Consider the following 24,056-nt stretch of genomic DNA (forward strand, 5'->3'; position numbering starts at 1 on the left):
GGAAACACCCGCGGGCCGCGGCGCCGGGACGGGACCCTCAGCCCGTCCGGCACCGCAGCCCGGAGCTTCCTGGCCGGCGGTGTGCGGTGCCTCCGGCCGTGTGAGGCGTCGGCGCAGTCAGGGCAGAGAGCGCCGGACACCTCGGTCCGTTCTCCTGTGCGGGGAGAACGGAGGTCTGTCGTGCACGGGGCGCGACCTGGGTCTGGCGTCCGTACACGGTGCATTGTGGACTAGACCAATAGGTCGTGTCCATCGGTGGGCGCGGATTTCTCGCCGCGGTGCGCCCTCCCACAGTGTCACGCATCGGCGGGCCGATCGGTTCGGAACCTCTTCGATTCCGCGGGTACGCTCGCACATGTGCCCTCCATGAACGATCTGGTCCGCCAGCACACAGCCCTGAGTGACACCGACCTCGAGTGGCTCCACCTGCTGGTCTCGGAGTGGCAGCTGCTCTCCGATCTGTCCTTCGCCGACCTCGTCCTGTGGGTGCCCACCCGCGACGGGACCCGCTACGTCTCCGTGGCGCAGATGCGGCCCAACACCGGCCCCACCTCCTACCAGGACGACATGGTGGGCCATCTGGTGCCGCGGGGCCGCCGCCCGCTGCTGGACGCAGCCCTGGACGAGGGCCGCATCGTCCGCGAGGGCGATCCGGAGTGGCGGGAGGAGGTGCCCGTACGGGTCGAGTCGATCCCCGTACGGAGGGAGGGCCGGGTCCTCGGGGTCATCGGCCGCAACACCAACCTGCTCACCGTCCGCACACCGTCCCGGCTGGAGCTCACCTACCTCCAGTCCGCCTCCGACCTGGCCCAGATGATCGCCGCCGGGTCCTTCCCGTTCCCCGGCCAGCAGGTCGACATGGACGTGTCCCCGCGTGTGGGCGACGGGCTGATCCGGCTCGACGCCGACGGCATCGTGCAGTACGCCAGCCCCAACGGCCTCTCCGCCTACCACCGCCTCGGCCTGGCCTCGGACCTGGTCGGCCACAACCTCGGTGTGACGACCGCCGAACTCGCGCCGTCGCGGGGCCCGGTGGACGAGGCGCTGGTCAAGGTGGCGAGCGGATACGCGCCGAGGGAGTTCGAGGTCGAGGGCGCCGGCGGCGTCATCCAGCTGCGCGCGATCCCGCTGTCGCCCAAGGGTGTGCGCATCGGCTCGCTGGTGCTGCTCCGGGACGTGACGGAACTGCGGCGGCGTGAACGGGAATTGATCACCAAGGACGCCACCATCCGGGAGATCCACCACCGGGTGAAGAACAACCTCCAGACGGTGGCAGCCCTGTTGCGGCTCCAGGCGCGCCGGATGGAGTCGGAGCGGGGCCGCGAGGCGCTCAACGAGGCGGTGCGGCGCGTGGGTTCGATCGCCATCGTGCACGAGACGCTGTCCCAGAATCTGGACGAGCGGGTGGAGTTCGACGAGATCGCCGACCGGGTGATCGCCATGGTCGCCGAGATCTCACCCGGCAAGGTCACCTGCCGTCGCACGGGCCGCTTCGGGATCCTCGACGCGGAGGTGGCCACCCCGCTGTCGATGGTCCTCACCGAGGTGCTGCAGAACGCACTCGAGCACGCGTTCACCGTCGCCGAGCACGGCACGGTCGAGGTGTCCGCGGTGCGCGGCGGCTCATCGGCCGAGGCCCGGCTGCTGATCACCGTCACGGACGACGGGCGGGGGCTGCCCGAGGGGTTCGACCCGCAGAGGGCCGGTAATCTGGGTCTCCAGATCGTGCGGACGCTGGTCGAGGGTGAGCTCGGCGGCACCTTCGGGATGGTCCCGGCACCCGGTCGCGGCACCCAGGTGGTGCTCGACATCCCCGTCCGGACCGCCCCGTCCCGCAAGGACCAGTAACGGAGGCTCCGCACACAGCAGTGGGCCCGGACCGTGGTGACGGTCCGGGCCCACTGCGTGGTGCTCACGGTGCGATGCGCTTCGGGGGTACTGCGCGCTGCGACTCGAAGGCGGGGCTGTGCGTACGCTCTGTACGCGCCGCCGGGCTGAGGCTCGTCGTGCGGGGGGCGTCGGTCAGGCGCTGGCGTTACGCGCCCGGTTGCGAGCGGCGCGGCGCTTCATTGCGCGGCGCTCGTCCTCGCTGAGGCCACCCCAGACGCCGGAGTCCTGGCCGGACTCGAGCGCCCACTGCAGGCACTGCTCCATGACGGGGCAGCGACGGCAGACGGCCTTGGCTTCCTCGATCTGCAGCAGCGCAGGACCGGTGTTGCCGATGGGGAAGAACAGCTCGGGGTCTTCCTCACGACAAACGGCGTTGTGACGCCAGTCCATGGCTGCTACCTCTCCTTGGTATTACATGCTGTTGCTTGTGAATGTGAACGCTTTCACGAATCCCCCCGCAGACGAAGGTCCGACGCCCAGAAGAGCTGGATGTGGTCCTGTTGTGGTGAGAAGGGGTTCTGGCTCTCAGTGGAGGCCGATGTTGCGGGCCGTCCCGATCGCCATGTAGAGATTCGCAAACCTCGGCGGCGGATACAACCCCTTCTGGAAAGTTTTTTTTGATTCCTCGGTGTCGACTAGGTCACAGCCGTACTTCTAAGGGGTGGGGGCCAGCCCAAACGTTCGAGTCAAAGGACTTTGGGCCCTTCCACTCACACAATCACACGCAGTGCACGGCGTACGCCTGTGAACGTCACGCTCGTACGCAGTCCCAGGTGGTCACCGTCCATCTGGAAGGGCAGAGGCGCCTTTGAATGCAAGGTGAAGTCCGTGAGGTCGTGCAGGGAGACGGCGTGCTTGCCGTGCGGGCCTTTCTCCGGGCTCGAAGTGAGCAGCTGAGTGGCGTACCGGGCCACCGCGGCGGTGGTGAGACGCTTCAGTCCGAGGACGTCCAGGCCCGTGTCGAAGGACGCCTTGGGGGCGGCGTACATCGGGCGATTGCCCAGGTAGGTCCACGGTGCGGTGTTGCAGATTATGGACAGCGCGAGATCCGTGACCGGCTCCTGGCCGGGGACGTCCAGCGTGATCAGGCCATTGCGGCGGTGCGGTTCCTCCAGGAACTGGCGTATCACCTGGCGCACGTAGAGCGGGTGGGTCGAACGCTTGCCGCGTTCGCGCTTCTGTTCCACCCGGCCGAGGACGCCGGCGTCGAATCCGAGTCCGGCGCAGAAGGTGAACCAGCGTTCCGGCACGGCCTCGTCCGCCGTTCCGGGGGTTCCGGTCGCGAGGCCGAGCCCCACCGTGCGTTCGCTGCGGTCGGCGAGCGCGTCCAGGATGGCGCCCGTCGCCTCCACGGCGTCGTTGGGGATGCCCAGGGCGCGGGCGAAGACGTTGGTGGAGCCGCCGGGGACCACGGCGAGGCTCGGCAGGCCCTCGGGGTCCGGGCCGCGGTGCAGCAGGCCGTTGACCACCTCGTTGACCGTGCCGTCGCCGCCCAGGGCGACGACCAGGTCGACGTCGTCGGAGTCGGCGGCCCGGCGTCCCAGGTCACGGGCGTGCCCGCGGTACTCCGTGGTCACGGCCTCGATCTTCATCTCGCTCGCCAGGGCGTGAATCAGTACGTCGCGGGTCCGCGCGCTGGTAGTGGTGGCAGCTGGGTTGACCACGAGAAGTGCGCGCATGCCCGCCAGGGTACCTACCGCGCCGTACCGCTCTGAAGTTCCGCTCGGTCCGTTCGCTCGCGTGTACGGAGAGTGAGCGGGCCCGTTCGAGTGCGCCGACGGACCCGATCCGGTGGCCCCGGGCCCCGGCTTCGCGTCCGGAGGGCCGGGATGCGAATCTGAAAGGCGTGAGCACTCAGCAGAACACGTCCTCCCCGTCGCCGGCGGCCGGCTCCGGGAAGCCCGGCCGCATCGCCGCCCTGGCCGCACTCACCGCCCTCGAAGGTGCGGCGCTCGCCGTCGGCGGGCTCTACATGGTGGCCGTCGGGCTGTTCGGCCGGCCCGACAGCATCCAGCAGGCGGAGATGGGCGGGCTCACACTGGTGGCGCTCGGCGTGATCCCGCTCTTCGCCGCCCGTGGTCTGCTGCTGCGGCGCAGCTGGAGCCGCGGTCCCGCGCTCATCACGCAGCTCATGGCGATGCCCGTGGCCTGGACGCTGCTGCGGGCGCAGGGCGCCATGATCCCCGCCGGCATCGCGCTCGCCGCCGTCGCCGTCACGGCGCTCGTGCTGCTGTTCAACCCGGCGACCACCCGGGAACTGGGCATCCGAGGGCCGCGCACGACCCCGGAGGCCTGACCGGCAAAGCGTCCCGGCCCCTTCGGCTACTCCTCGACGAGCAGCCGCTCGCGCAGCTGCGCGAGCGTGCGGGCCAGCAGGCGGGAGACGTGCATCTGGGAGATGCCGACCTCCTGCGCGATCTGCGACTGGGTCATGTTGCCGAAGAAGCGCAGCAGCAGGATGCGCTTCTCGCGCGGCGGAAGGTCCTCCAGCAGCGGCTTGAGCGACTCGCGGTACTCGACGCCCTCCAGCGCCTCGTCCTCCGAGCCCAGGGTGTCCGCGACCGCCGGTGACTCGTCGTCCGTGTCCGGCACGTCCAGGGAGAGCGTGCTGTAGGCATTGGCCGATTCCAGCCCCTCCAGGACCTCTTCCTCGGAGATGCCCAGGCGCTCGGCCAGCTCGTGCACCGTGGGGGAGCGGCCGTGCTGCTGGGAGAGCTCCGCGGTCGCCGTGGTCAGCGACAGCCGCAGCTCCTGGAGGCGGCGCGGAACCCGCACCGCCCAGCCCTTGTCCCGGAAGTGGCGCTTGATCTCGCCGACGACCGTGGGGGTCGCGTACGTCGAGAATTCGACGCCGCGGTCCGGGTCGAAACGGTCCACCGACTTGATCAGGCCGATCGTGGCGACCTGGGTCAGGTCGTCCAGGGGCTCGCCGCGGTTGCGGAAGCGGCGCGCCAGGTGCTCCACCAGCGGCAGATGCATCCGCACCAGCCTGTTCCGCAGCTCGGCCTTCTCGGGCGAGCCGTCGGGAAGCTCCCGCAGCTCGACGAAGAGGGCCCGCGCACCGCTGCGGTCGTGTGGATCGTGCTGCCTGTGCTCGCTCATGTGGCCCGCCCGCTCCGCCTGCGACTGCTCCACCGCGGCCGGACCGCCCTGCACGCCGTCCGCGCCCTCCGCCCCGTCCTCCGGGTGCGGCCGGGCCTGCTGCTCCGGCAGGGCGGCTGGCCGCACCGCCCCGGACCGGATCGTCTCGTCCCGCACAGGACCGTCCCCGTTCCCGTCGCTCACGCCGGCCCGGGTCCCGCGCCGCGCTGTTTGTAGAGGCTGATGCTGACCGTACGGTCGTCGGCGACCGTGGAGTCGACCTTGCCGGCCAGTGCGGAGAGCACGGTCCAGGCGAAGGTGTCGCGCTCAGGGGCGCGGCCGTCCGTGGTGGGTGCCGACACCGTCACCTCGAGGGAGTCCCCTACGAGGCGGAAGACGCAGCTGAGGACCGAGCCCGGCACGGCCTGCTGGAGCAGGATCGCGCAGGCCTCGTCGACCGCGATACGGAGATCCTCGATCTCGTCGAGAGTGAAGTCCAAGCGGGCTGCGAGGCCGGCCGTGGCCGTACGCAGCACCGACAGGTAGGCACCCGCAGCGGGCAGCCGGACCTCAACGAAGTCCTGGTTCCCGGGCTCGCCTGCGATCTGGGACACCCTCACCTCCAAGGTGGCACAAACTCGTTCGAGGCTCCGGGACGACTGCCCGGGGCCGTGCGGTCCGTCGTCGGTCCTGTGGTCCGGCGACGCTATCGCGACCCATGATGCCGTGTCGCCGGGGCTGCGACCCCGTCGTAACTCATGGTAGGCACATGAGCACACACAGTGGCTAGAGGTCTGCGGCGGTCAATTGCGAAGAACCGGCGCCGGTTTGACGTACCCAGGCGTCAGACGATCGAACCGTCCGCGAAGCACCAGCGCCAGCTCTCCGCGCATTCGAAGCTGCGCATCACCGGATGGCCGGTCTCCTTGTAGTGCGCCGTCGCGTGCTTCAGGGGCGAGGAATCGCAGCATCCGACATGCCCGCAGACCAGGCAGAGCCGCAGCTGCACGGGATGCGTGCCGGCCGCCAGGCATTCAGGACAGGTGTCGCCGAGCGGGGTGGGCTCGGGGCGCGGCAATTCGTCAACGTGGAGGCACTCACTCATGATGGCCACGTTACGTCGGATGTGGGGACGGTGAGATGGACGCATTGCCGCTGGTGGCACTCGTCGCGGTCAGTGCGGCGGTGGCGGGGGCGGCCCGCCGGACGCCGGTGCCGGCACCGCTGCTGCTGGTCGCCGCCGGCCTGCTGGCGGCGTACCTGCCGGGGGTGCCGACCTACACGCTGGACGCGCACATCGTGCTGCCCCTGCTGCTGCCCCCGCTGCTGTACACGGCTTCGGTCGACAGCTCGTACCTCGACCTGCGGGCCAATCTGCGGCCGGTCGCGCTGCTGTCCGTGGGATACGTGCTGTTCGCGACGTTCGCCGTGGGATGGCTCGCGTACCTGCTCGTCCCGGACCTGCCGCTCACCGCGGCCCTGGTGCTCGGCGCCGTGGTCGCCCCGCCGGACGCCGTCACCGCCGCGGCGATCGCCCGCAGGGTCGGACTGCCCACCCGGGTCACCACCATCCTGCAGGGCGAGTCCCTGGTGAACGACGCCACCGCGATCACCGCCTTCAAGGTGGCCCTCGCCGCCGCCGTCGGCGAGGGCATGAGCTGGGGCGCCGGGGTCGGCGAGTTCCTGCTGGCCTCGGTCGGCGGGGTCGCCGTGGGCCTGCTGCTGATGGTGCCGCTGCACTGGCTGCGCACGCACCTGAAGGAGGCGCTGCTGCAGAACACCCTGTCGCTGCTGATCCCCTTCGTCGCGTACGCCGCCGCCGAGCGGGTGCACGCCTCCGGGGTGCTCGCCGTGGTCGTCGTGGCGCTCTACCTGGGGCACCGCTCGTGGCAGGTCGACTTCGCGACGCGGCTCCAGGAGGCGGCGGTCTGGAAGATGGTCGCCTTCGTCCTGGAGTCCGCGGTTTTCGCGCTCATCGGGCTGCAGCTGCCCTTCGTGCTCAGGGGACTGGGTTCCTACGGGGTGTCCGAGGCCCTCGGCTACGCCGTCCTCGTGTTCGTCGCCGTGGTCGTGGTGCGCTTCGTCTGGGTGTACCCGACGAGCTATCTGCCGCTGTGGCTCTCCGAGCGGACGAGGCAGCGCGAGGGCCCGCTGCCCTGGAGTTCGCCCCTGATCGTGAGCTGGGCCGGGATGAGGGGCGTGGTCTCCCTCGCCATCGCCTTCTCCATCCCCCTGGTCACGCACGACGGCGAGGACTTCCCCGCCCGCAACCTCGTGCTGTTCCTGACCTTCACCACGGTCATCGGGACTCTGGTCGTCCAAGGGCTCACGCTGCCCCTCCTGGTGCGTGTGCTGAAGCTCCCGGGACGTGACGTGCGCGCCGAGACGCTGGCCGAGGCCCAGGCGCAGAGCGAGGCGTCCGAGGCCGCGGACGCGCGGCTGGCCGAGCTGCTGGAGAGCCCGCGCAACGCACTGCCCGATCCGCTCGTCCAGCGGCTGCGCACCGTCATGGAGAGGCGTCGCAACGCGGTCTGGGAACGGCTGGGCGCGGCCGACCCGGTCTCGGGCGAGTCGGCGGACGACACCTACCGGCGGCTGGCGAGGGAGATGATCGCCGCCGAGCGCGAGGTCTTCGTGCGCCTCAGGGACGCACGGCGGATCGACGACGAGATGCTGCGCGCCCTGCTGCGACGGCTGGACCTGGAGGAGGCCGCCGCCTACCGGGAGCCGGACGGCGCCTGACCGCGCTCGCGGCCGTCCCAGGGGCGGCCGGTGACGACGGCGGTGACCGTGGACCCCGGGGCGAACGCGCCCTCTCCGGCCAGCACGGTCAGCCCGTAGAGGAGTTTGGCCACATAGAGCCGCTCCACCGCAAGACCGTGCCGGTCCTCGAAGTCGTCCGCGAAGGAGTGCAGCTCGGGGGTCGTACGGGCGTAGCCGCCGAAGTGGAAACGCTCGTCCAGGGACCACCGTCCCGCGGGGCCGTTGAACGCCTCCTGCTGCAGGGCGCGCACGGTGTCCCCGAGGAAACCGCCGCGCAGCACCGGTATGCCCAGGGCGCGCTGCTCCGGGCCGAGCCCCGCCGCCAGGCCCGCGAGGGTGCCCCCGGTGCCGCAGGCCACCGCCACCGTGCCGCTCAGGCCGCGCAGTTCCTCGCCGAGGGCTGCGCAGCCCTGTGCGGCGAGCGCGTTGCTGCCGCCCTCCGGGACGACCAGGCAGTCACCGAAGCGGCTCAGCAGGCCGTCCAGGACCTCGGGAGCGGCCTTCGCGCGGTAGGTCGCCCGGTCCACGAAGTGCAGTCGCATGCCGTCGGCCGCGCACTGTGCGAGGGAGGGGTTGAGTGGGCGGTGGGCCAGCTCGTCGCCCCGTACGACACCGACGGTGGGGAAGCCGAGCAGGCGTCCGGCGGCGGCCGTGGCCCGCAGGTGGTTCGAGTAGGCCCCGCCGAAGGTCAGCACGGTGCGTCCGGCGGCGGCCCGGAGGTTCGGAGCGAGCTTGCGCCACTTGTTGCCCGGCAGGTCCGGATGGATCAGGTCGTCGCGCTTGAGCAGCAGGGTCACGCCGTGCCGCGCGAAGCGCTCGTCCTCGGCCGGCTGCAGGGGCGAGGGGAGCACCGGCCGCAGCCGGGAGAGGTCGGGCGCTTCGTCATGCATGCCCCCATTGTGTGGCGCACGGGTGCTTCCGACGCGGGCGCCCCGGGCCCACCGGCGGCGGTGCCCGGGTGCCGCGCTACTTCAGCCGGTCGTGGATCCGGTTGCGCATGCCCGTCATCGAGAAGCCGCGCGGGTCGACCTTTCCCGGTTGCCACTCACGGTGCGCGATGACCGACGGCGCGTCCCAGCCGTGGAAGCGGCAGACCGCTGCGGCGGCCTTCTCGATGGCTTCGAGCTGGACGGCGGGCCAGGGGTCCTCCCCGTCGCCGAGGTTCTCGCACTCGAATCCGTAGAAGTGCCGGTTCCCGTCCGTGTTCGACTCGTTGTCGGACGGCAGCCGCTTCTCGGCCACCACGGCGCGCAGGACGTCGTCGTCGCCGAGCCCGGCGTGGTTGGTGCGGCCGTAGCCGACCAGATGGACCCGGCCGTCCTTGGCGATCACGCCGTGGCAGAGGGGCCCCGGCAGGCCGGCGTGGCCGTCACGGCAGATCTCGACCGTGCGGGCGGTGCCCCGGGTGACGGTGTGATGGAGCATGACCCCGTGCACCGGCCCCCAAGGACCCTTGTGGTTGCGGTTGTGCGTACGCCAGTCGCCCACCTGGACGACCGTGAGTCCTTCGTCCTTCAGGGCCTTGAGGAAGTTGCTCGCGGACATGGGTGAGGACATGGCCGACTCCTTCGTTGCTGGGGGAGCGTGTCCGTACAGCGCTTCTACCGGAACGGGAGCCTCCGGAAGGAGCGTGTCCGTACAGCGCTTCTACCGGAACGGGAGCCTCCGGCAAACCTGTTCGGATTTGCGCCGGGCCTTGTGCGAGCCGATCCGGACAGTCCGCGAGCGTCGGGTCCCGCGGCGCTCAGTCCTGGGCGAGCCACAGGTCGGGGCCGAACACCTCGTAGTGGATGTCGGCCGCCGCGACCCCTTTGCCGAGGAGCTGGGAGCGCACGGCGCGCATGAAGGGCAGCGGACCGCAGAGGTAGGCGTGCGTGCCCGGGGCGACGGAGAGGCCACTCAGGTCGACCGTGCCGGTCCGCTCCTGCGAACCGCCGGGCTCCGGGTCCTCGTACCAGAAGTGGGCGGAGGCGTCGGCGAGCTTGGCGGTGAGTGCCGCGTGCTCGGTGCGCAGGGCGTGGTCGGCGGGCGACCGGTCGCCGTGCACGACGGTGACGGGCGAACGGTGCTCCTCGGCCACCAGGTGCTCCAGCATCGAGAGGATCGGGGTGCAGCCGATGCCGGCCGACACGAGGAGCAGCGGGGCGTCGGAGCCGTCGAGCACCAGGTCGCCGTAGGGTGCCGAGACGCGCAGGCGGTCACCGGCTCGCAGTCGCGCGTGCAGGTACGCCGAGACCTCGCCCTCGGGGCCGCTCTCGCCGCGGACCCACTTCACCGCGAAGGAGCGCAGGTCGGCGCCGGGCGCGCCGGTGAGGCTGTACTGGCGTATCTGGTGTGCGCCGTCGGGGAGTTCCACCTGCACGGAGACGTACTGGCCCGGCCGGAACGCGGGAGCCGGAGCGCCGTCGGACGGAGTGAGCCGGAAGGTGGCCACGTCGGCGGTCTCCTCGGTGCGGGAGACCACCGTCCACTCGCGCCACACGTCGCCCGCCGTCACGCCCTGCTGGGCGTAGAGCCGTTCCTCGATCGAGATCAGGGCATTGGCCATCAGCCAGTGGACCTCGTCCCAGGCCGCGGCGACCTCAGGGGTGACCGCGTCGCCGAGCACCTCGGCGATGGCGGCGAAGAGGTGGGTGTGCACGATCTGGTACTGCGGGGCGGTGATGCCCAGTGAGGCGTGCTTGTTGGCGATCCGGCCCAGCATCACATCGGGCCGGGTGCCAGGGTGTTCGACCAGCTGGGTGGCGAACGCGGCGATGGATCCGGCGAGCGCCTGGCGCTGAGCGCCGGACGCCTGGTTGCCTCGGTTGAACAGATCCTGAAGCAGCTCCGGGTGGGCCTCGAAGAGCTTGCGGTAGAAGAGGTCCGCGATGTCCCCGACGGCCGCGCCGACGGCGGGGAGCGTGGCTCGGACGGTGGCGGTCGAGGTCTCGGAGAGCATCCGTTGACTCCTCTGTACGTGGGTGCCGTACGGCGGCCACCCGGTTTAATTGGTAAGGCACATGCTGATTTTTGCCCGGCCTGATGCCGCCCACACGCGAGGGGGTGCGCGCGGGCGGGACGAGGGTGGATCAGCCGGGCGCGGGGCGGCTGCGGCTGATGCCGAGCAGCAGCGGGCCGGTGGGGGAGGCGGTGAGATCGCCGACCGTGAGCGGGTCGAGGGAGGCGTAGAACGCCTCTTCGGCCTGGCGCAGCGCGGAGCGGAGCCGGCACGCGGAACGCAGCGGGCACGGGGTGCTGCCCTCGCATTCGACGACTTCGCCGGGGCCTTCCAACTGCCTGACCAGGGCGCCGATCGATGCCGACCGCCCGGCGGTGCTGAGGGAGAGCCCTCCGCCCCGGCCGCGGCGCGCGTCGACGAGACCGAGGTGCTGGAGGCGTGCGACGACCTTCGCCGCGTGGGTGTACGGCACCTGCATGGTGTCCGCCACCTCGCGGGTGGTCGGCGAATCCTCGCCCTCTGACGTGACGGCCAGGCGCATCAGCACCCGGAGCGCCACATCGGTGAATCGTGTCAGCCGCATGGCGGCAGCGTAGATAACTTGCATATGCGATGCAAATTAGGGTCCCACTCGGATCTGTCGAGGGGCGCGTCATGATGGGTGGGTGCGGCTCCGTGACGGATGCGGAGTGCGCGAGGTCGAGAGAGGTGGTCAGCGGCCGTGCCGAAGCCGAACGCAGCCGACGGGATACCGGCGAGCAAGGTCATCACCGACCCGGACAGCCTGGGCCGCTACGCACACGACGAAGCGGAGTGGGCGCCGGCCGGCCGGCCCCTCGCCGTCGTACGGCCCCAGGACACGGAGGAGGTGCGGGCCGTCGTCGCCCACTGCGTGGAGCACCGCATCCCGGTGGTCCCGCGCGGCGCGGGCACGGGACTCTCGGGCGGGGCCAACGCGGTGGACGGGGCGGTCATCCTCTCCTTCGAGGACATGAACCGGATCCTGCGCGTCGATCCGGTGGAGCGGCTCGCCGTCGTCCAGCCGGGCGTGGTCAACGACCACCTGCGCGCCGCCTGCGCGGAGCAGGGCCTCTGGTACCCGCCGGACCCCGCGAGCTCCCCCTGGTCCACCATCGGAGGTAACGCCGCCACCAACGCGGGCGGCATGTGCTGTGTGAAGTACGGCGTGACCCGCGACTACGTGCTCGGGCTGGAAGTCGTCAACGGCCTCGGTGAGGTCGTCCGGGTGGGCCGGCAGACCGCCAAGGGGGTCGCCGGCTACGACCTGTGCGGGCTGCTCGTCGGCTCCGAGGGCACCCTCGGCGTGATCACCGAGGTCACCGTGAAGCTGCGCGGCGCGCGGCCCGCCGAGCGCACGGTCGCGGGCTTCTTCGACTCGGTGGTCGCCGCCGGTGACGCGGTGAGCAGGGTCACCGAGGCGGGCATCGTGCCCTCCGCGCTCGAACTCCTCGACCGGCACTGCCTGAAGGCCGTCGACGAGTGGAAGAACATGGGGCTGTCGGCCGACGCGGACGCGATCCTGCTCGGCCGGGTGGACACCCCGGGCGCAGCGGGCGACGCCGAGGCAGAGGCCATCCGCGCCTGCTTCGCCGACGCGGGTGCGGCCTGGGCCGAGGTCTCCACCGACCAGGCCGAGGCGGACGCACTCTTCCAGGCCCGGCGGCTCGCCTACCCGGCGCTGGAGCGGCTGGGCCCGGTGCTCACCGAGGACGTGGTCGTGCCGCGGGCCCTGGTGCCCCAAATGCTTGCGCGCGTCGAGGAGATCGCCCGCGCGCACGACGTACGTATCGCCAACATCGCCCACGCGGGCGACGGCAACCTCCACCCCCTCATCATCACCGAACCCGGCGACGAGGCCGCCCGGGCACGCGCTCAGCTCGCCTTCGAGGACATCCTCGACGCGGCGATCTCCTTCGGCGGCACGGTCACCGGCGAACACGGCGTAGGACTGCTGAAGATGGGCGGGATGGACCGTGAGGTGGGCCCCCTCAACCTGGCCATGCAGCGGGCGGTCAAGGCCGCCCTGGACCCGTACGGCATCCTCAACCCGGGCAAGGTCGTCGCGTCGGGAGCACCCCTGGCGAGGTGACCGACGGCTCGGGCGGCAGCCCGAGGGCCTCTCGTCCGGGTCGTGCCGATCCGGCCCGCTCCGGACGATCACCTAGCGTAGGGGCTCGCTGAGCTCGACGGCGCGCAGGGCCGCCGCCAGTGCCTGCTCGTCACCGATGTCGAGGGCCGTGTCGGTCAGCTTGACGACGTGCTCGTCACCGTGGGCCGCGGCCAGTTCGAAGACCTCCTCGGGCGTGACCGGCCCGGGCGGGACCCAGGCCACCGGGGCCTCGGGCGCGTACATGGCGGTCACCGCGGCGGAGGCCGTCCAGGCGGCCCGGAGGCTCGGGACCCACAGGGTCGGGGGCAGGGCGGGCAGGGTGCGCAGTACGGCGTTGGGCGCCGTCGCCGCGTGGACCAGCATCGTCGGGTCGCCGTGGCCGTGGGTCGCGTACCGATGGGTGGCCGCGGTGACCAGTTCGGTGAGGCGGCGGCGCGCCTCGGCGGGGTCGGTGACCGTGTCGGCCCACACCGGAAGGCTCCTGACGCCGTCGAGCCGGGCCGGGAAGCCGCCCTCCCGTTCGGCGATCGGAGGCACCATGTCCAGGGACGCGGCAGCGCTGGGGGCGCCGGGTGCGGGAGTGAGGCCCGTGACCGGGCGGTGGCGGGCCGCCCAGTAGCCGAGGCCGTGGGCGAGTTCCGTCAGCCTGGGCGCGGTGCTCGCGCCCGCCAGGAGCGTGCGCACCGCGTGCCCCACGCGGATCACCGGATGCGTCGATCCGCCGTACATGCCGGGCAGGAGGCGCGGCCACCACTCGGTGAGCACGTCGCGCCAGGGACGCTCGGCGATCTCCCGTCCGAAGTAGCCGATCCAGTCGGCGGCGCGGCGCGGATCGCCCAGCGCGGAAAGCCAGTCGGCCGCCGTGACCGGTGCGACGCCGGCCGGGAACTCCTCCAGCTTGGGCGCGTACGCGTCGAGCCAGCGGTGCACCGAGCGTGCCTGTCCGTGCGCGGCGAGAGCCTCGACGGCCATCGGCGCGTGGTTGGTGAGCCGCCCGAGCCGCTCGGGCCCCGAGGCGTGCAGCCGCTGGAGTGCCTCGTCGAGTGCGCCTGTCGTATCCATGGCGCAGACGGTAGGCGGCCGTCGGCGGAGCCGTAACGGGCGGAAGTCCTGGCGCGGGGCGGGGAAATGGTCCTACGCCTCGGGGCCCGTTGACGTCCGCCCTGCGAAGGGGGCCGGCGTGACCGGTGGCGGACCGGCCGTTGTCCTCGCAGCCCCGCCCCGCGCGCCGACATGTATCGGCCAGGGTCCGGGCAATGTGCCCCGCCCAAGCCCGATTAGTCACACTCTTTTGTGTAATAGCGCACGGAGTCCTTCGGCTGGAAGTCTTCTTCTCGCAGGTCAGCCCATGATCGAGAGGATTTCGGATGTCCGTTGGTGAAGAGGTTCGGGACACGCAGCCGCAGCCGCAGCAGAGTCTCGGCACAGCGGCTGCGCGGAACCTCGCGACGACCACCAAGTCCGCCCCGCAGATGCAGGAGATCACCTCGCGGTGGCTGCTGCGCATGCTGCCGTGGGTTCAGGTGCAGGGCGGCACCTACCGGGTGAACCGCCGCCTCAGCTACTCGGTGGGAGACGGCCGGGTGACGTTCGTGCAGACGGGCGACCGGGTCACGGTCATCCCCGTCGAGCTCGGCGAACTCCCGGCCCTGCGCGACTTCGAGGACGAGGACGTGCTGGCCGAGCTGGCACGCAGGTGCGAACAGCGTGACGTCGCTGCGGGTGAGGTGCTCGCGGCGGCGGGCGACGCCGCGGACCGCGTCCATCTGCTGGCCCACGGAAAGGTCGAGAAGATCGGGTCCGGGCCGTACGGCGACGAGACGGTGCTCGGGGTCCTCGCGGACGGGGCCTACTTCGGCGACCACGTCCTCGTGGACGGCGACGCGACCTGGGAGTACACGGCCCGGGCGGTGACCGCCTGCACGCTGCTGACCCTGCGCCGGTCAGACGTGCTCAACCTCGCCGCCCGCGCCGACTCGCTCCGCGACCACCTCGCGGGACTGCTCGCCATCCCGCACCAGCGCACCAACCCTTACGGCGAGGCGGCGATCGACCTCTCGGCGGGACACGTGGGTGAGAGCGTCGTGCCCCACACCTTCGTCGACTACGAATCGGCGCCGCGTGAGTACGAACTGAGCGTCGCGCAGACCGTCCTGAAGGTCCACAGCAGGGTGGCCGACCTCTACAACCAGCCGATGAACCAGACCGAGCAGCAGTTGCGGCTGACGGTCGAGGCGCTCCGTGAGCGTCAGGAGCACGAGCTCATCAACAACCGCGAGTTCGGCCTGCTCAACAACTGCGACTACGGGCAGCGGCTCCAGCCGCACGACGGAGCGCCGGGCCCCGACGACATGGACGAGCTCCTGTCGCGGCGGCGCGGATCGAAGCTGTTCCTCGCCCACCCCCGGGCCATCGCGGCCTTCGGCCGCGAGTGCAACAAGCGTGGCCTGGTGCCGGAGAGCGTCGAGGTCGGAGGGCACCACGTGCCCGCCTGGCGGGGGGTCCCGATCTTCCCGTGCAACAAGATCCCGGTCACCGACGCCCGCACCACGTCGATCATCTGCATGAGGACCGGTGAGGCCGACCAGGGCGTCATCGGGCTCCAGCAGAGCGGTATCCCGGACGAGATCGAACCGAGCCTCTCGGTGCGGTTCATGGGTATCGACGAGCAGGCGATCATCTCGTACCTCGTGACGGCGTACTACTCCGCGGCCATCCTGGTCCCGGACGCCCTCGGCGTCCTGGAGAACGTGGAGGTGAGCCGCTGGCGGTGACGCTCCCCGGGCCCGGGCGCCCACCGCCCGGGCCCCGGAAGGCCGAGGCCGCGACCAAGGTGCCACGGGGCGCCCGGGAAGGACTGACCGTGACCATGACCAGTACGGATGCGGCGATGGAGGGGCGGAAGGCCGCCGTGCTTCTGGAGCACACCCGCAACGCCGTCGACCCGCACCTCCGGGCCGCCGTCGAGACGCTGCCCGGAGCGATGCGCCGGGTCGCCATGTACCACTTCGGCTGGCAGAACGCCGACGGCACGCCCGCCTCCGGGGCGGCCGGCAAGGCCATCAGACCGGCGCTCGTCCTGGCGGCCGCCCGCGCCCTGGGCGGCGATCCGGAGGCGGCGATGAGGGCGGCCGTGGCCGTCGAGCTCGTGCACAACTTCACCCTGCTCCACGACGACGTCATCGACGAGGACACCACCCGGCGTCACCGACCCACGGCCTGGGCGATGTTCGGTGTGCCGGACGCCGTCATCACGGGGGACGCGATGCTCGCCCTCGCGCTGCGGCTGCTGGCGGACGACCCGCACCCGGCGTCCGCACATGCCGCGGTGCGGCTCTCCGCCTGCGTCATCGAACTCTGCGCGGGACAACAGGCCGACTGCGCCCTGGAGGAGCGCGGCCCCGACGACGTGACGCTGGACGAGTGCCTCGCCATGGCCATGGCCAAGACAGGCGCCCTGCTCGGCTGCGCCTGCGCACTGGGGGCGCTCTACAGCGGCGCGGGGGAGCGCGAGGTCCGGGCCATGGACGGCTTCGGGCGCGAAGCGGGGCTCGCCTTCCAGCTCATCGACGACCTGATCGGCATCTGGGGGGACACGGACCGTACGGGCAAGCCGGCCGGGGCGGATCTGACCGCCCACAAGAAATCGCTTCCGGTGGTCGCGGCGCTCACGTCGGGCACCCCGGCCGCGGACGAACTGGCGGCGCTCTACAGGGGCGCCCTGAACACACAAGGGGAGGTGAGGATGGCCGCGGACGCGGTCGACCGGGCCGGCGGCCGTGACTGGGCGCAGACCGCCGCGGCGGACCGGATGGCCCGTGCGGTGCATCATCTGTCCGTCGCGGTGCCCGGGGCGGACGCTGCCGGGGACCTGCTGGCCCTCGCGGAGTTCGTCACCCGCCGAACGCACTGAGCACAGACGCCCATGGGCCGGCTCCGGCACCCGGACCCCGCGGTTCCCCCGCGGCCCGGGCCCGGTTGCAGGAAGCGGCAGAGACGGGGCCGGCCTTCGGTGTACGGGGAGGGAGCATGGCCCGGGGCGGTGACCGGGCCGCCTCCACCCTCCTGACGGAGCGTCGCCATACCTCATGTGGCCTGCCTCCAGGGCTTGCTGAGGGCGTGCCGGGCCCCGTGGTGCCGGAAGGGGAGGGTGCCACCGGCGGGCACCTGGGTACGGACTACAGTCCCTGCTCATGACAGATGAGTCGTGGGCAGGCTGGTACCGGGACCGTCATGGTTCCGAGGCCGTCATTTTCACCACGGACGGGCAGCAGCTCCGTATCCGCGTCCGGGGAACGGACTTCGAGGGCGAGAGCTTCGACCGTCTGGGGCCCGCCGCGGGCGCCCCGGCCCAGGAGGGGCTGTTCGACCTGGTGGACGGTGTACTCGGCGACTGCGTGCTGGAGTGGGATCTTCCGCTCCCGGTCCTCGTGTCCGGCACGGTCCGCCAGGCAACCCTCAGCTGCCTGCTGTCATTGCGCCGGGCCGACCCGGATCTGTATCTCGCCCTTCATCTGGACGGGGCGGTATACGAGTCGAACCGCGCCGAGGGCGACTTCGCGGCTGCCCTGGCCACGGTCCAGCGCATCCTGCCGCCGGACATGCATCTCCAGTCCTGCATAGCCTGCGCCTTCTCCGACTACTTCCCGGCTCCCGTTCGCGGCCTGTCCGGCGGGCTCGCCTGCTTCCGCGGCGCGAAGGACGCCTACCGCGACGTGGCGGGCGGCCAGGACGTCGCCGGACTGTGGGACCGGCGGAGCGGGTTCGTCCAGGAGATATGGAGCTGCCGGGAGTTCGAACCGCGTCCGGCACACGGCGCCGGCACCGGTCACCGAGGCGCCTTCCCGCTCGAACTCGCCTGACCTGACCTGACCTGACCTCGCCGGACCGGACCTGGCGAGGCGGGGGCAGGACGGCACGGCCGGAGCCGGGGTTCCCCGTTCTGCCGACAGCGAGGTCCGGTTTCCTCGACGCGTCCCGGCGGGCAGCCTCACCGCATGAGGATCTTGATGCTGGGCGGCACGGAGTTCGTCGGCCGTGCGGTCACCGACGCGGCGCTCGCCCGGGGTTGGGAGGTGACCGTCTTCCACCGCGGCCACCACCCGCCACCGGCCGGGGTGCTGTCGCTGACCGGTGACCGGACCGCGGGCGAGACGGGTCTTGCCGCGCTGGCCGGCGGCAGCTGGGACCTGGTGGTCGACACCTGGAGCGGCGCTCCCTCGGCCGTGCGGGACGCCGCCCGCATGCTGTCGGGCAGAGCCGGGCACTTCAGCTACGTCTCCAGCAGATCGGTCTACGCATACCCCGCCCCGGCAGGCCTCACGGAGGACGGCCCGCTGGTCGCCGGAGCCTCCCCGGAGGCGGGGGCGGACGTCCCGTACGCCGAGGCCAAGCGCGGCGGGGAGCTGGCCGCCCTCGATGCCTTCGGCGAGCGCGCCCTGCTGGCCAGGGCCGGGCTGATCCTCGGCCCCGGCGAGAACATCGGCCGGCTGCCGTGGTGGCTGTCCAGGACGGCACGGGGCGGTCCGGTGATCGCGCCGGGGCCACCGGACGCCGCACTCCAGTACATCGACGCCAGGGACCTCGCCCAGTGGCTCCTGGACGCCGCGGCGGACGGCCTGGGTGGGGCGTACAACACCGTCAGCCACCCGGGGCACACCACCATGGGCGAGCTGCTGGAGGCCTGCGTCCGCGTCACGGGCGACGTCGCACAACTGCGCTGGACCGACCCGGAGGTGATCCTGGCCGCCGGCGTCGAACCGTGGACGGACCTGCCGATCTGGCTGCCGGCCGGAGAGCTGTACGACACCCTGCATCAGGGCGATGTCACCAAGGCGCACGCCGCCGGCCTGCGGTGCAGACCCGTCGCCGAGACCGTCGCGGACACCTGGACCTGGCTGCGCGGGAGAGGGGGCACCGCCCCGCAGCGGCCCGACCGCCCGTCCGTCGGCCTCGACGCGCAGACGGAGGCGAAGCTCCTCTCGGCACCCGGCAGCCCTTAGCGTGGCCCGATGACCGAACACCTGCTGCACCTCACCGAAGAGCCCCTGTGGGAGGCCGCCCGGAAGGCCGGGACGTACGAGATGTCCACCCGGGGCCGCACCCTGCGCGAGGAAGGGTTCATCCACTGCTCGCTGCCCCATCAACTGCCCACCGTGGCCCAGGCGGTGTACGGGACGGACGACCAGGGGCTGGTGGTGCTGGTCATCGACCCGGGCCGGCTCCCGGCCCCTGTGCGGTACGAGGCCATGGAGCCCGGTGGTGAGGAGTTCCCGCACATCTACGGACCGCTTCCCGCCGACGCCGTCGTCGAGGTGCGCCCCTGGGCCGCACACTCCTCGCGCGCGGGGGGTGAGGCGGGATGACCATTCCTCTGGTAGCGGTGACCGGCGCGAGCGGAGCGGTGGGCGGCAGGGTGGCCGCGAGACTGGCCCGGGCGGGTGTCCCGGTCCGGCTCCTGGGCCGGGACCCGTCGCGCCTGCCCCGGCTCTCCGGCGCGGTCGCCGCGCCGCCCGCTCCGTACGGCGACGCCGACGCCATGCGTCGTGCCCTGGACGGTGCGCACACCCTGTTCCTCGTCTCGGCGCACGAGAGCCCCGGCCGGGTCCTGGAGCACACCACCGCCGTGGACGCGGCCCTCGCTGTGGGCGTCGAGCGCATCGTCTACGTGTCGTTCCTCGGCGCGGCACCGGACGCCACGTTCACCTTCGCGCGCGACCACTGGCACACCGAGGCACACATCCGGGTGTCCGGGGTGCGCCACACCTTCCTGCGGGACAGCTGGTATCTGGCGGCGATCCCCGCGATGACGGGCACGGACGGCATCCTGCGCGGCCCCGCAGGGGAGGGGCGGGTCTCGGCCGTCTCCCACCAGGACATCGCGGACTCGGCGTCAGCCGTCCTGCTGGACGCGGGAACCGGCCACGACGGGGCGACGTACGACCTCACGGGCCCCGAGGCGTTCACCCTCGCGGAGGCTGCCGGTGAGCTGAGCCGCCGCACCGGCCGCACGATCCGGTACGTACCCGAGACCGCCGAGGAGGCCTACGCATCCCGCGCCCACTACGGCGCCGAGGAGTGGGAGGTGGCCGGCTGGGTCACCTCGTACGAGGCGATCGCGGCCGGCGAACTGGAGACGGTATCGCAGGCCGTCCCCACCCTCACGGGCCACCCGGCGCAGAGCCTGGGCACCTACCTCCTGGAGAACCCGGACAGCTACCGCCACCTCCTGCCGGGCAGCTGACCGCGCCCCCTCGCCCGAAAACGAGAAACCGCACCCGGCCCGCGGGAGCAGCCGTTGCCGGCGGCCTGCGGGCCGGGTGCGGTCAGCCGGACGGTCCGACCCCGATGGGAGCGGGCCGGACGTGCCGGGCACGTGTCACGCCTTCTTGGTCTCCCAGAAGATCTCGTCGATGCGAGCGATCAGGTCCAGAGCCTTCTGGCCCGTGGCCGGGTCGTTCGAACCCTTGGCCGCGGAGAGCGCCTTCAGGGTGTCGTTGACCAGCTGGTGCAGCTCCGGGTACTTCTCGAAGTGCGGGGGCTTGAAGTAGTCGCTCCAGAGCACCGAGACGTGGTGCTTCGCGAGCTCGGCACGCTGTTCCTTGATCAGAACGGCGCGGGTGCGGAAGTCCGCGTCCTCATTGGCCTGGTACTTCTCCTGGACGGCCTTGACGGACTCCGCCTCGATGCGGGCCTGGGCCGGGTCGTACACACCGCAGGGCAGGTCGCAGTGCGCGCTGACCTTCACCTTGGGGGCAAACAGGCGGGAAAGCATGGAGCTGTCCTTCCTCGTGATCGTCTTCTCAGGTGGGACATTACTCCGTGGGAAGCGGCTTTTTGTGGCTGCCCCCTGGGGCTTAGGCCAAAAGTCCGGGGTGAGGATGGGACGGTGGGCCGAAAAGACGGACGGTGCGCGCAGCGGTGTACTGGAGGATGGACCGGGAGGTGCCACACATGCCGGAACCGGCGCAGGGGTCAGGGAGCGGGCGGGCGGCGCGGAGGCCGTTCCAGGTCGTGGAGGTGACGGGTCCTTCGATGGTGCCCACGCTGTACCACGGGGACTGGCTGCTCGTGCAGTACGGGGCGCCTGTGCGCCCAGGGGACGTGGTGATCCTGCGTCACCCGTTCCAGCAGGACCTGCTGGTCGTCAAGCGCGCTGCCGAGCGGCGCGGCAACGGCTGGTGGGTGCTGGGCGACAACTCGTACGCGGGCGGTGACAGTACGGACTACGGGACGGTCCCCGAGGAACTCGTGCTGGCCAGGGCGCGGGCCCGTTACCGGCCGCTGGGCAAGGATCAGCGGTCGGTGCTCGGAGTGCTGGGCTGGGCGGTGTCCGCCGTCCGTCGGGTCTCCTCGGAGCGGTCCGTCTCCAGGCGCTTGCGGGCCCGGTAGGCGGCCACGTTGGCCCGGGTCGCGCAGCGGTCCGAGCAGTAGCGCCGCGAGCGGTTGGTGGAGGTGTCGAGGTAGGCGTTGCGGCACGGTGCCGCCTCACAGAGGCCGAGCCGGTCCACCCCGTGCGAGGTCAGGTGGAAGGCCAGGCCCATCGCCGCGATCGCCGCGAACCCTGCCGTCGCGTTCGAGGGGTGGTCGGCGAGATGCATGTGCCAGTCCGGCTTGCCGTCCTCGTCCCGGGTGTCGTGTCCGGAGATCTGCGGACTCACGGGGAACTCCAGCAGCAGGGAGTTGAGCAGATCGACGGCGAGGGTCTCGTCGCCGTCGTCCGCGGCCTCGAAGACCGCGCGCAAGCGCGCCCGGACGGACCGGAAGCGGGTCACGTCGCCGTCGGTGGCCCGGCGGGCCGCCTGCGCGCTGGCGCCGAACAACTCGCGCACGGCCTCGACCGTCGTGAGGCTGTCCTTGTCGCGGGCCGGCTCCTCGGTGTTGACCAGACGCACGGCGTAGTCCGAGTAATAGGCCAGTTCCACTTGTAGTCCTTACGGCGTCGGTCTATGGTCGCTGTGTCGACCAGTGTAATGGGCGGTCGTGCTCAATGAGTCTTACGCGTACGGGTACAGGTGGAGGTTCGGATGACAGGTACGGGCACCGACTGGCAGTCCTGGCAGGAGAGCTGGGACCGGCAGCAGGAGTGGTACATGCCGGACCGTGAGGAGCGGTTCCGGGTGATGCTGGACATGGTCGAGGCCGTCGTGGGGCCCGAACCGAGAGTGCTCGATCTCGCGTGCGGTACGGGAAGTATTACGGACCGGCTCCTCAAGCGGTTCCCCAAGGCCACCAGCACGGGCGTCGACCTCGACCCCGCGCTGCTCGCCATCGCCCGCGGCACCTTCGACGGGGACGACCGGGTCACCTTCGTGACCGCCGACCTGAAGGACGCGGCCTGGACCGAGCGGCTCCCGCACACCTCCTACGACGCCGTGCTCACCGCCACCGCGCTGCACTGGCTGCACACTGAACCGCTCGCGGCCCTGTACGGGCAGATCGGCGGGCTGGTCAGGGACGGCGGGGTGTTCATGAACGCGGACCACATGATCGACACCACCACCCCGCGCATCAACGAGGCCGAGCGCGCCCACCGGCACGCCGCCATGGACCGGGCGAAGGCCGCAGGCGCCGTGGACTGGGCCGCGTGGTGGGCCCTGGCGGCCGAAGACCCCGCCCTCGCGGGGCCCACCGCCGAGCGGTTCGCGATCTACGGCGAGCACGCGGACGGCGACATGCCCTCGGTCCACTGGCACGCCCGCACCCTCCGCGAGGCGGGCTTCGGAGAGGCGCGCGCGGTCTGGGCCTCGCCCTCGGACAGCCTGGTGCTCGCCGTGAAGTAACGCAGGTGAAGGGGCGGAGAGGCGAAGGACGAGGGGTGGCTCCGGCCGCCCCTCGTCATCTTTTCGCCGCCCCCTGCAACCCTCGGCCCGTTCCGGCGCACTGGAAGGGTGAGACGGTCCGCCTCCGCGGACCCGGGAAGGGGCGCCGATGGCACGGATCGAGGACGACGCGGCACTGCACGCGTTCGTGGAGAACAGACGCGCGGCGCTGTTCCGCAGCGCCTACCTGCTGTGCGGCGACCGGCACGAGGCCGAGGACCTGGTCCAGACGACGCTGGTCAAGGTCGTGCTCGGCGGGAAGAGGCACGGGCGGCTCGACAACATCGAGGCGTACGCGCGCAAGACGCTGGTCAACACCCACATCGCCGCGCGCCGTCGCTTCTGGCGGCGCGAGCGCCCGTACGGCGAACTGCCCGACAACGCCGGCGAACACGCGGAAGCGGACACGGGCCTCATGGTCCGGGCGGCGCTCGCCCGGCTCACGGCCAGGCAGCGGGCGGTGCTGGTGCTGCGCTACTGGGAGGACCTGAGCGTCCAGGCCACGGCCGAACTGCTCGGGATGCGGGAGAGCACGGTCAAGAGCCACACGGCTCGGGGACTGACGGCGCTGCGCGCCGTGATGACGGCGGACATGGCGGAGGAACTTGTATGAACGACGTGCGCGAGTTGCTGGGGCGGGCCGCCGAAGGGGCGGGACAGCCCGGGGTCTCCACCGAGGCGGTGTACGCGCGAGCCGGCCGGGTGCGCCGCGGGCGTCGTGTCGCCGTATCGGGTGCCGCGCTGGCCGTGGTGGCGGCGGGAGCGCTCGCGCTCCCGGGCTTCACCGCCGGGCAGGGGGTGGAGCAGACGCAGGTGGCGGCCGCTCCAGAGAAGAGCGGCCCCCGGGACAGGGCGGAGCGGCTGACAGCGCTGCTTCCGGACGGAGTGGGAAGCGTCGAACAGGTCTCCCTCGCCGTCCTCATCAAGAACGCGACACCCGAGCAGGCCAAGGAGACCTACGTGGGTCCGCTGGACGGGCAGTACTCCGTCCGCAGGGACGGAGGCGTCGGCTTCCTCACCCTCGGTTACATGCCCCGCGCCCAGGTGGTCCGCAAGCTCGCGGGGACGGACCCCGACGACGACCTCTGCGTGGCCCGCGGCAAGGAGCCGCCCCGGTCGGAGTGCGTGCGCGAGGAACTGCCGGACGGCCGGATCCTGACGATCTGGCGCGACGCGATGGACTACGGCGACGGCGGCACACCGCAGTGGGGTCCCGAACTCACCGCCCGTCTCGTGCTGAAGGACGGTTCGCTGCTGGCCGCGCGCGCCAGCACCGGCTACGAGGGCAGCAGGTCGCAGGGGCCGCTGCTCAAGAGCACTCCGCTGGACCGTGAGCAACTGCGCACCCTGCTGCTGCGCCCGGAGCTGGTGCCGGCGGAGCAGTCCGGGCAGAAGAAGTAGCGGAGGGCACGGGGCGGACAGCGAGGAG

General features: G+C 71.7%; 26 protein-coding genes. 14 read left to right on the forward strand and 12 right to left on the reverse strand.

The window, feature by feature from the left end:
* Positions 1-366: 366 nt before the first annotated feature.
* Entirely contained in the window at positions 367-1,848 is a 1,482-nt protein-coding gene (locus ABZY45_RS10470; protein WP_356738775.1) for a PAS domain-containing sensor histidine kinase, read from the forward strand.
* A gap of 174 nt (positions 1,849-2,022) precedes the next feature.
* Here ABZY45_RS10470 and ABZY45_RS10475 read toward each other — a convergent pair whose 3' ends face one another.
* Positions 2,023-2,280: a WhiB family transcriptional regulator gene (locus tag ABZY45_RS10475; protein WP_003953983.1), complete on the reverse strand. Its 258-nt coding sequence runs from the start codon at positions 2,278-2,280 to the stop codon at positions 2,023-2,025.
* Between the two features lie 320 nt (positions 2,281-2,600).
* Positions 2,601-3,569 carry a diacylglycerol kinase family protein gene (locus tag ABZY45_RS10480; protein ID WP_356738148.1) on the reverse strand — a complete coding sequence of 323 codons (969 nt, stop codon included), beginning with the start codon at positions 3,567-3,569 and terminating at the stop codon, positions 2,601-2,603.
* A 167-nt stretch (positions 3,570-3,736) separates the two neighbouring features.
* On the opposite strand from ABZY45_RS10480, the gene ABZY45_RS10485 reads away from it, so the two are divergent.
* Positions 3,737-4,186, forward strand: coding sequence for a hypothetical protein (locus ABZY45_RS10485; protein WP_356738150.1), 450 nt, complete (start codon positions 3,737-3,739; stop codon positions 4,184-4,186).
* Between the two features lie 26 nt (positions 4,187-4,212).
* On the opposite strand, the gene ABZY45_RS10490 is transcribed toward ABZY45_RS10485, so the two are convergent.
* The 3 genes from ABZY45_RS10490 to ABZY45_RS10500 form a co-directional block, all read right to left on the reverse strand.
* A complete protein-coding gene (locus tag ABZY45_RS10490) occupies positions 4,213-5,148 on the reverse strand; it encodes an RNA polymerase sigma factor SigF (RefSeq protein WP_356738777.1) in 936 nt (311 codons plus the stop codon).
* Between the two features lie 23 nt (positions 5,149-5,171).
* Complete coding sequence (locus ABZY45_RS10495) at positions 5,172-5,585, reverse strand: anti-sigma regulatory factor (RefSeq protein ID WP_014154139.1); 414 nt, start codon at positions 5,583-5,585, stop codon at positions 5,172-5,174.
* Positions 5,586-5,815: 230 nt separating this feature from the next.
* Positions 5,816-6,076: a UBP-type zinc finger domain-containing protein gene (locus tag ABZY45_RS10500; protein WP_356738153.1), complete on the reverse strand. Its 261-nt coding sequence runs from the start codon at positions 6,074-6,076 to the stop codon at positions 5,816-5,818.
* A 35-nt stretch (positions 6,077-6,111) separates the two neighbouring features.
* Here ABZY45_RS10500 and ABZY45_RS10505 point away from each other — a divergent pair, with 35 nt between their 5' ends.
* A complete protein-coding gene (locus tag ABZY45_RS10505; RefSeq protein ID WP_356738155.1) occupies positions 6,112-7,713 on the forward strand; it encodes a Na+/H+ antiporter in 1,602 nt (533 codons plus the stop codon).
* On the opposite strand, the gene ABZY45_RS10510 is transcribed toward ABZY45_RS10505, so the two are convergent.
* The 4 genes from ABZY45_RS10510 to ABZY45_RS10525 all read right to left on the reverse strand — a co-directional run bounded on the left by ABZY45_RS10510 (position 7,689) and on the right by ABZY45_RS10525 (position 11,258).
* The gene (locus tag ABZY45_RS10510) at positions 7,689-8,624 is read right to left on the reverse strand and encodes a pyridoxal-phosphate dependent enzyme (RefSeq protein WP_356738157.1); all 936 of its coding nucleotides are present in this window, start codon (positions 8,622-8,624) and stop codon (positions 7,689-7,691) included. The genes ABZY45_RS10505 and ABZY45_RS10510 overlap by 25 nt on opposite strands.
* 76 nt (positions 8,625-8,700) lie before the next feature.
* On the reverse strand, positions 8,701-9,291 hold the full coding sequence (locus ABZY45_RS10515; RefSeq protein WP_356738159.1) for an N-acetylmuramoyl-L-alanine amidase: 591 nt from the start codon (positions 9,289-9,291) through the stop codon (positions 8,701-8,703).
* A gap of 187 nt (positions 9,292-9,478) precedes the next feature.
* Positions 9,479-10,675 (reverse strand): globin domain-containing protein, encoded by a 1,197-nt coding sequence (locus tag ABZY45_RS10520; RefSeq protein WP_356738161.1) that lies wholly within the window; start codon positions 10,673-10,675, stop codon positions 9,479-9,481.
* 130 nt (positions 10,676-10,805) lie between these two features.
* Positions 10,806-11,258 (reverse strand): Rrf2 family transcriptional regulator, encoded by a 453-nt coding sequence (locus tag ABZY45_RS10525; RefSeq protein ID WP_356738163.1) that lies wholly within the window; start codon positions 11,256-11,258, stop codon positions 10,806-10,808.
* A gap of 138 nt (positions 11,259-11,396) precedes the next feature.
* On the opposite strand from ABZY45_RS10525, the gene ABZY45_RS10530 reads away from it, so the two are divergent.
* Positions 11,397-12,785 carry an FAD-linked oxidase C-terminal domain-containing protein gene (locus tag ABZY45_RS10530; RefSeq protein ID WP_356738165.1) on the forward strand — a complete coding sequence of 463 codons (1,389 nt, stop codon included), beginning with the start codon at positions 11,397-11,399 and terminating at the stop codon, positions 12,783-12,785.
* 72 nt (positions 12,786-12,857) lie between these two features.
* Here the strand turns inward: ABZY45_RS10530 and ABZY45_RS10535 are convergent, their stop codons facing one another.
* The gene (locus ABZY45_RS10535) at positions 12,858-13,868 is read right to left on the reverse strand and encodes a questin oxidase family protein (RefSeq protein ID WP_356738167.1); all 1,011 of its coding nucleotides are present in this window, start codon (positions 13,866-13,868) and stop codon (positions 12,858-12,860) included.
* Positions 13,869-14,173: 305 nt separating this feature from the next.
* Between ABZY45_RS10535 and ABZY45_RS10540 the strand changes: the two genes are divergently transcribed.
* From ABZY45_RS10540 to ABZY45_RS10565, 6 genes are all read left to right on the forward strand, one after another.
* A complete protein-coding gene (locus ABZY45_RS10540; protein WP_356738169.1) occupies positions 14,174-15,580 on the forward strand; it encodes a family 2B encapsulin nanocompartment shell protein in 1,407 nt (468 codons plus the stop codon).
* Positions 15,581-15,675: 95 nt separating this feature from the next.
* Complete coding sequence (locus ABZY45_RS10545; protein WP_356738171.1) at positions 15,676-16,719, forward strand: family 2 encapsulin nanocompartment cargo protein polyprenyl transferase; 1,044 nt, start codon at positions 15,676-15,678, stop codon at positions 16,717-16,719.
* Between the two features lie 280 nt (positions 16,720-16,999).
* Positions 17,000-17,668, forward strand: coding sequence for a DUF6304 family protein (locus ABZY45_RS10550; protein ID WP_356738173.1), 669 nt, complete (start codon positions 17,000-17,002; stop codon positions 17,666-17,668).
* 135 nt (positions 17,669-17,803) lie between these two features.
* The gene (locus tag ABZY45_RS10555; RefSeq protein ID WP_356738175.1) at positions 17,804-18,808 is read left to right on the forward strand and encodes an NAD-dependent epimerase/dehydratase family protein; all 1,005 of its coding nucleotides are present in this window, start codon (positions 17,804-17,806) and stop codon (positions 18,806-18,808) included.
* Positions 18,809-18,817: 9 nt separating this feature from the next.
* A complete protein-coding gene (locus ABZY45_RS10560) occupies positions 18,818-19,171 on the forward strand; it encodes a DUF952 domain-containing protein (RefSeq protein WP_356738177.1) in 354 nt (117 codons plus the stop codon).
* Positions 19,168-20,049: an SDR family oxidoreductase gene (locus ABZY45_RS10565; protein ID WP_356738179.1), complete on the forward strand. Its 882-nt coding sequence runs from the start codon at positions 19,168-19,170 to the stop codon at positions 20,047-20,049. Before ABZY45_RS10560 ends, ABZY45_RS10565 begins: the two co-directional genes overlap by 4 nt.
* 135 nt (positions 20,050-20,184) lie before the next feature.
* Here the strand turns inward: ABZY45_RS10565 and sodN are convergent, their stop codons facing one another.
* Positions 20,185-20,580 (reverse strand): superoxide dismutase, Ni, encoded by a 396-nt coding sequence (gene sodN / locus ABZY45_RS10570; RefSeq protein WP_145803274.1) that lies wholly within the window; start codon positions 20,578-20,580, stop codon positions 20,185-20,187.
* Between the two features lie 179 nt (positions 20,581-20,759).
* On the opposite strand from sodN, the gene sodX reads away from it, so the two are divergent.
* Positions 20,760-21,197, forward strand: coding sequence for a nickel-type superoxide dismutase maturation protease (gene sodX / locus ABZY45_RS10575; RefSeq protein ID WP_356738181.1), 438 nt, complete (start codon positions 20,760-20,762; stop codon positions 21,195-21,197).
* Here sodX and ABZY45_RS10580 read toward each other — a convergent pair.
* On the reverse strand, positions 21,101-21,730 hold the full coding sequence (locus ABZY45_RS10580; protein WP_356738183.1) for a CGNR zinc finger domain-containing protein: 630 nt from the start codon (positions 21,728-21,730) through the stop codon (positions 21,101-21,103). The two genes, sodX and ABZY45_RS10580, sit on opposite strands and share 97 nt — an antisense overlap.
* Before the next feature lie 102 nt (positions 21,731-21,832).
* On the opposite strand from ABZY45_RS10580, the gene ABZY45_RS10585 reads away from it, so the two are divergent.
* The 3 genes from ABZY45_RS10585 (at position 21,833) to ABZY45_RS10595 (ending at position 24,028) form a co-directional block, all read left to right on the forward strand.
* Entirely contained in the window at positions 21,833-22,588 is a 756-nt protein-coding gene (locus tag ABZY45_RS10585; protein WP_356738185.1) for a class I SAM-dependent methyltransferase, read from the forward strand.
* Positions 22,589-22,736: 148 nt separating this feature from the next.
* Positions 22,737-23,240 (forward strand): SigE family RNA polymerase sigma factor, encoded by a 504-nt coding sequence (locus tag ABZY45_RS10590; RefSeq protein ID WP_356738187.1) that lies wholly within the window; start codon positions 22,737-22,739, stop codon positions 23,238-23,240.
* Positions 23,237-24,028, forward strand: coding sequence for a hypothetical protein (locus tag ABZY45_RS10595; protein WP_356738189.1), 792 nt, complete (start codon positions 23,237-23,239; stop codon positions 24,026-24,028). The genes ABZY45_RS10590 and ABZY45_RS10595 overlap by 4 nt, the downstream gene beginning before the upstream one ends.
* The last annotated feature ends 28 nt before the right edge of the window (positions 24,029-24,056 follow it).

Origin of the sequence: Streptomyces sp. NPDC006516 (assembly GCF_040611875.1) — a bacterium.
Classification (GTDB): Bacteria; Actinomycetota; Actinomycetes; order Streptomycetales; family Streptomycetaceae; genus Streptomyces.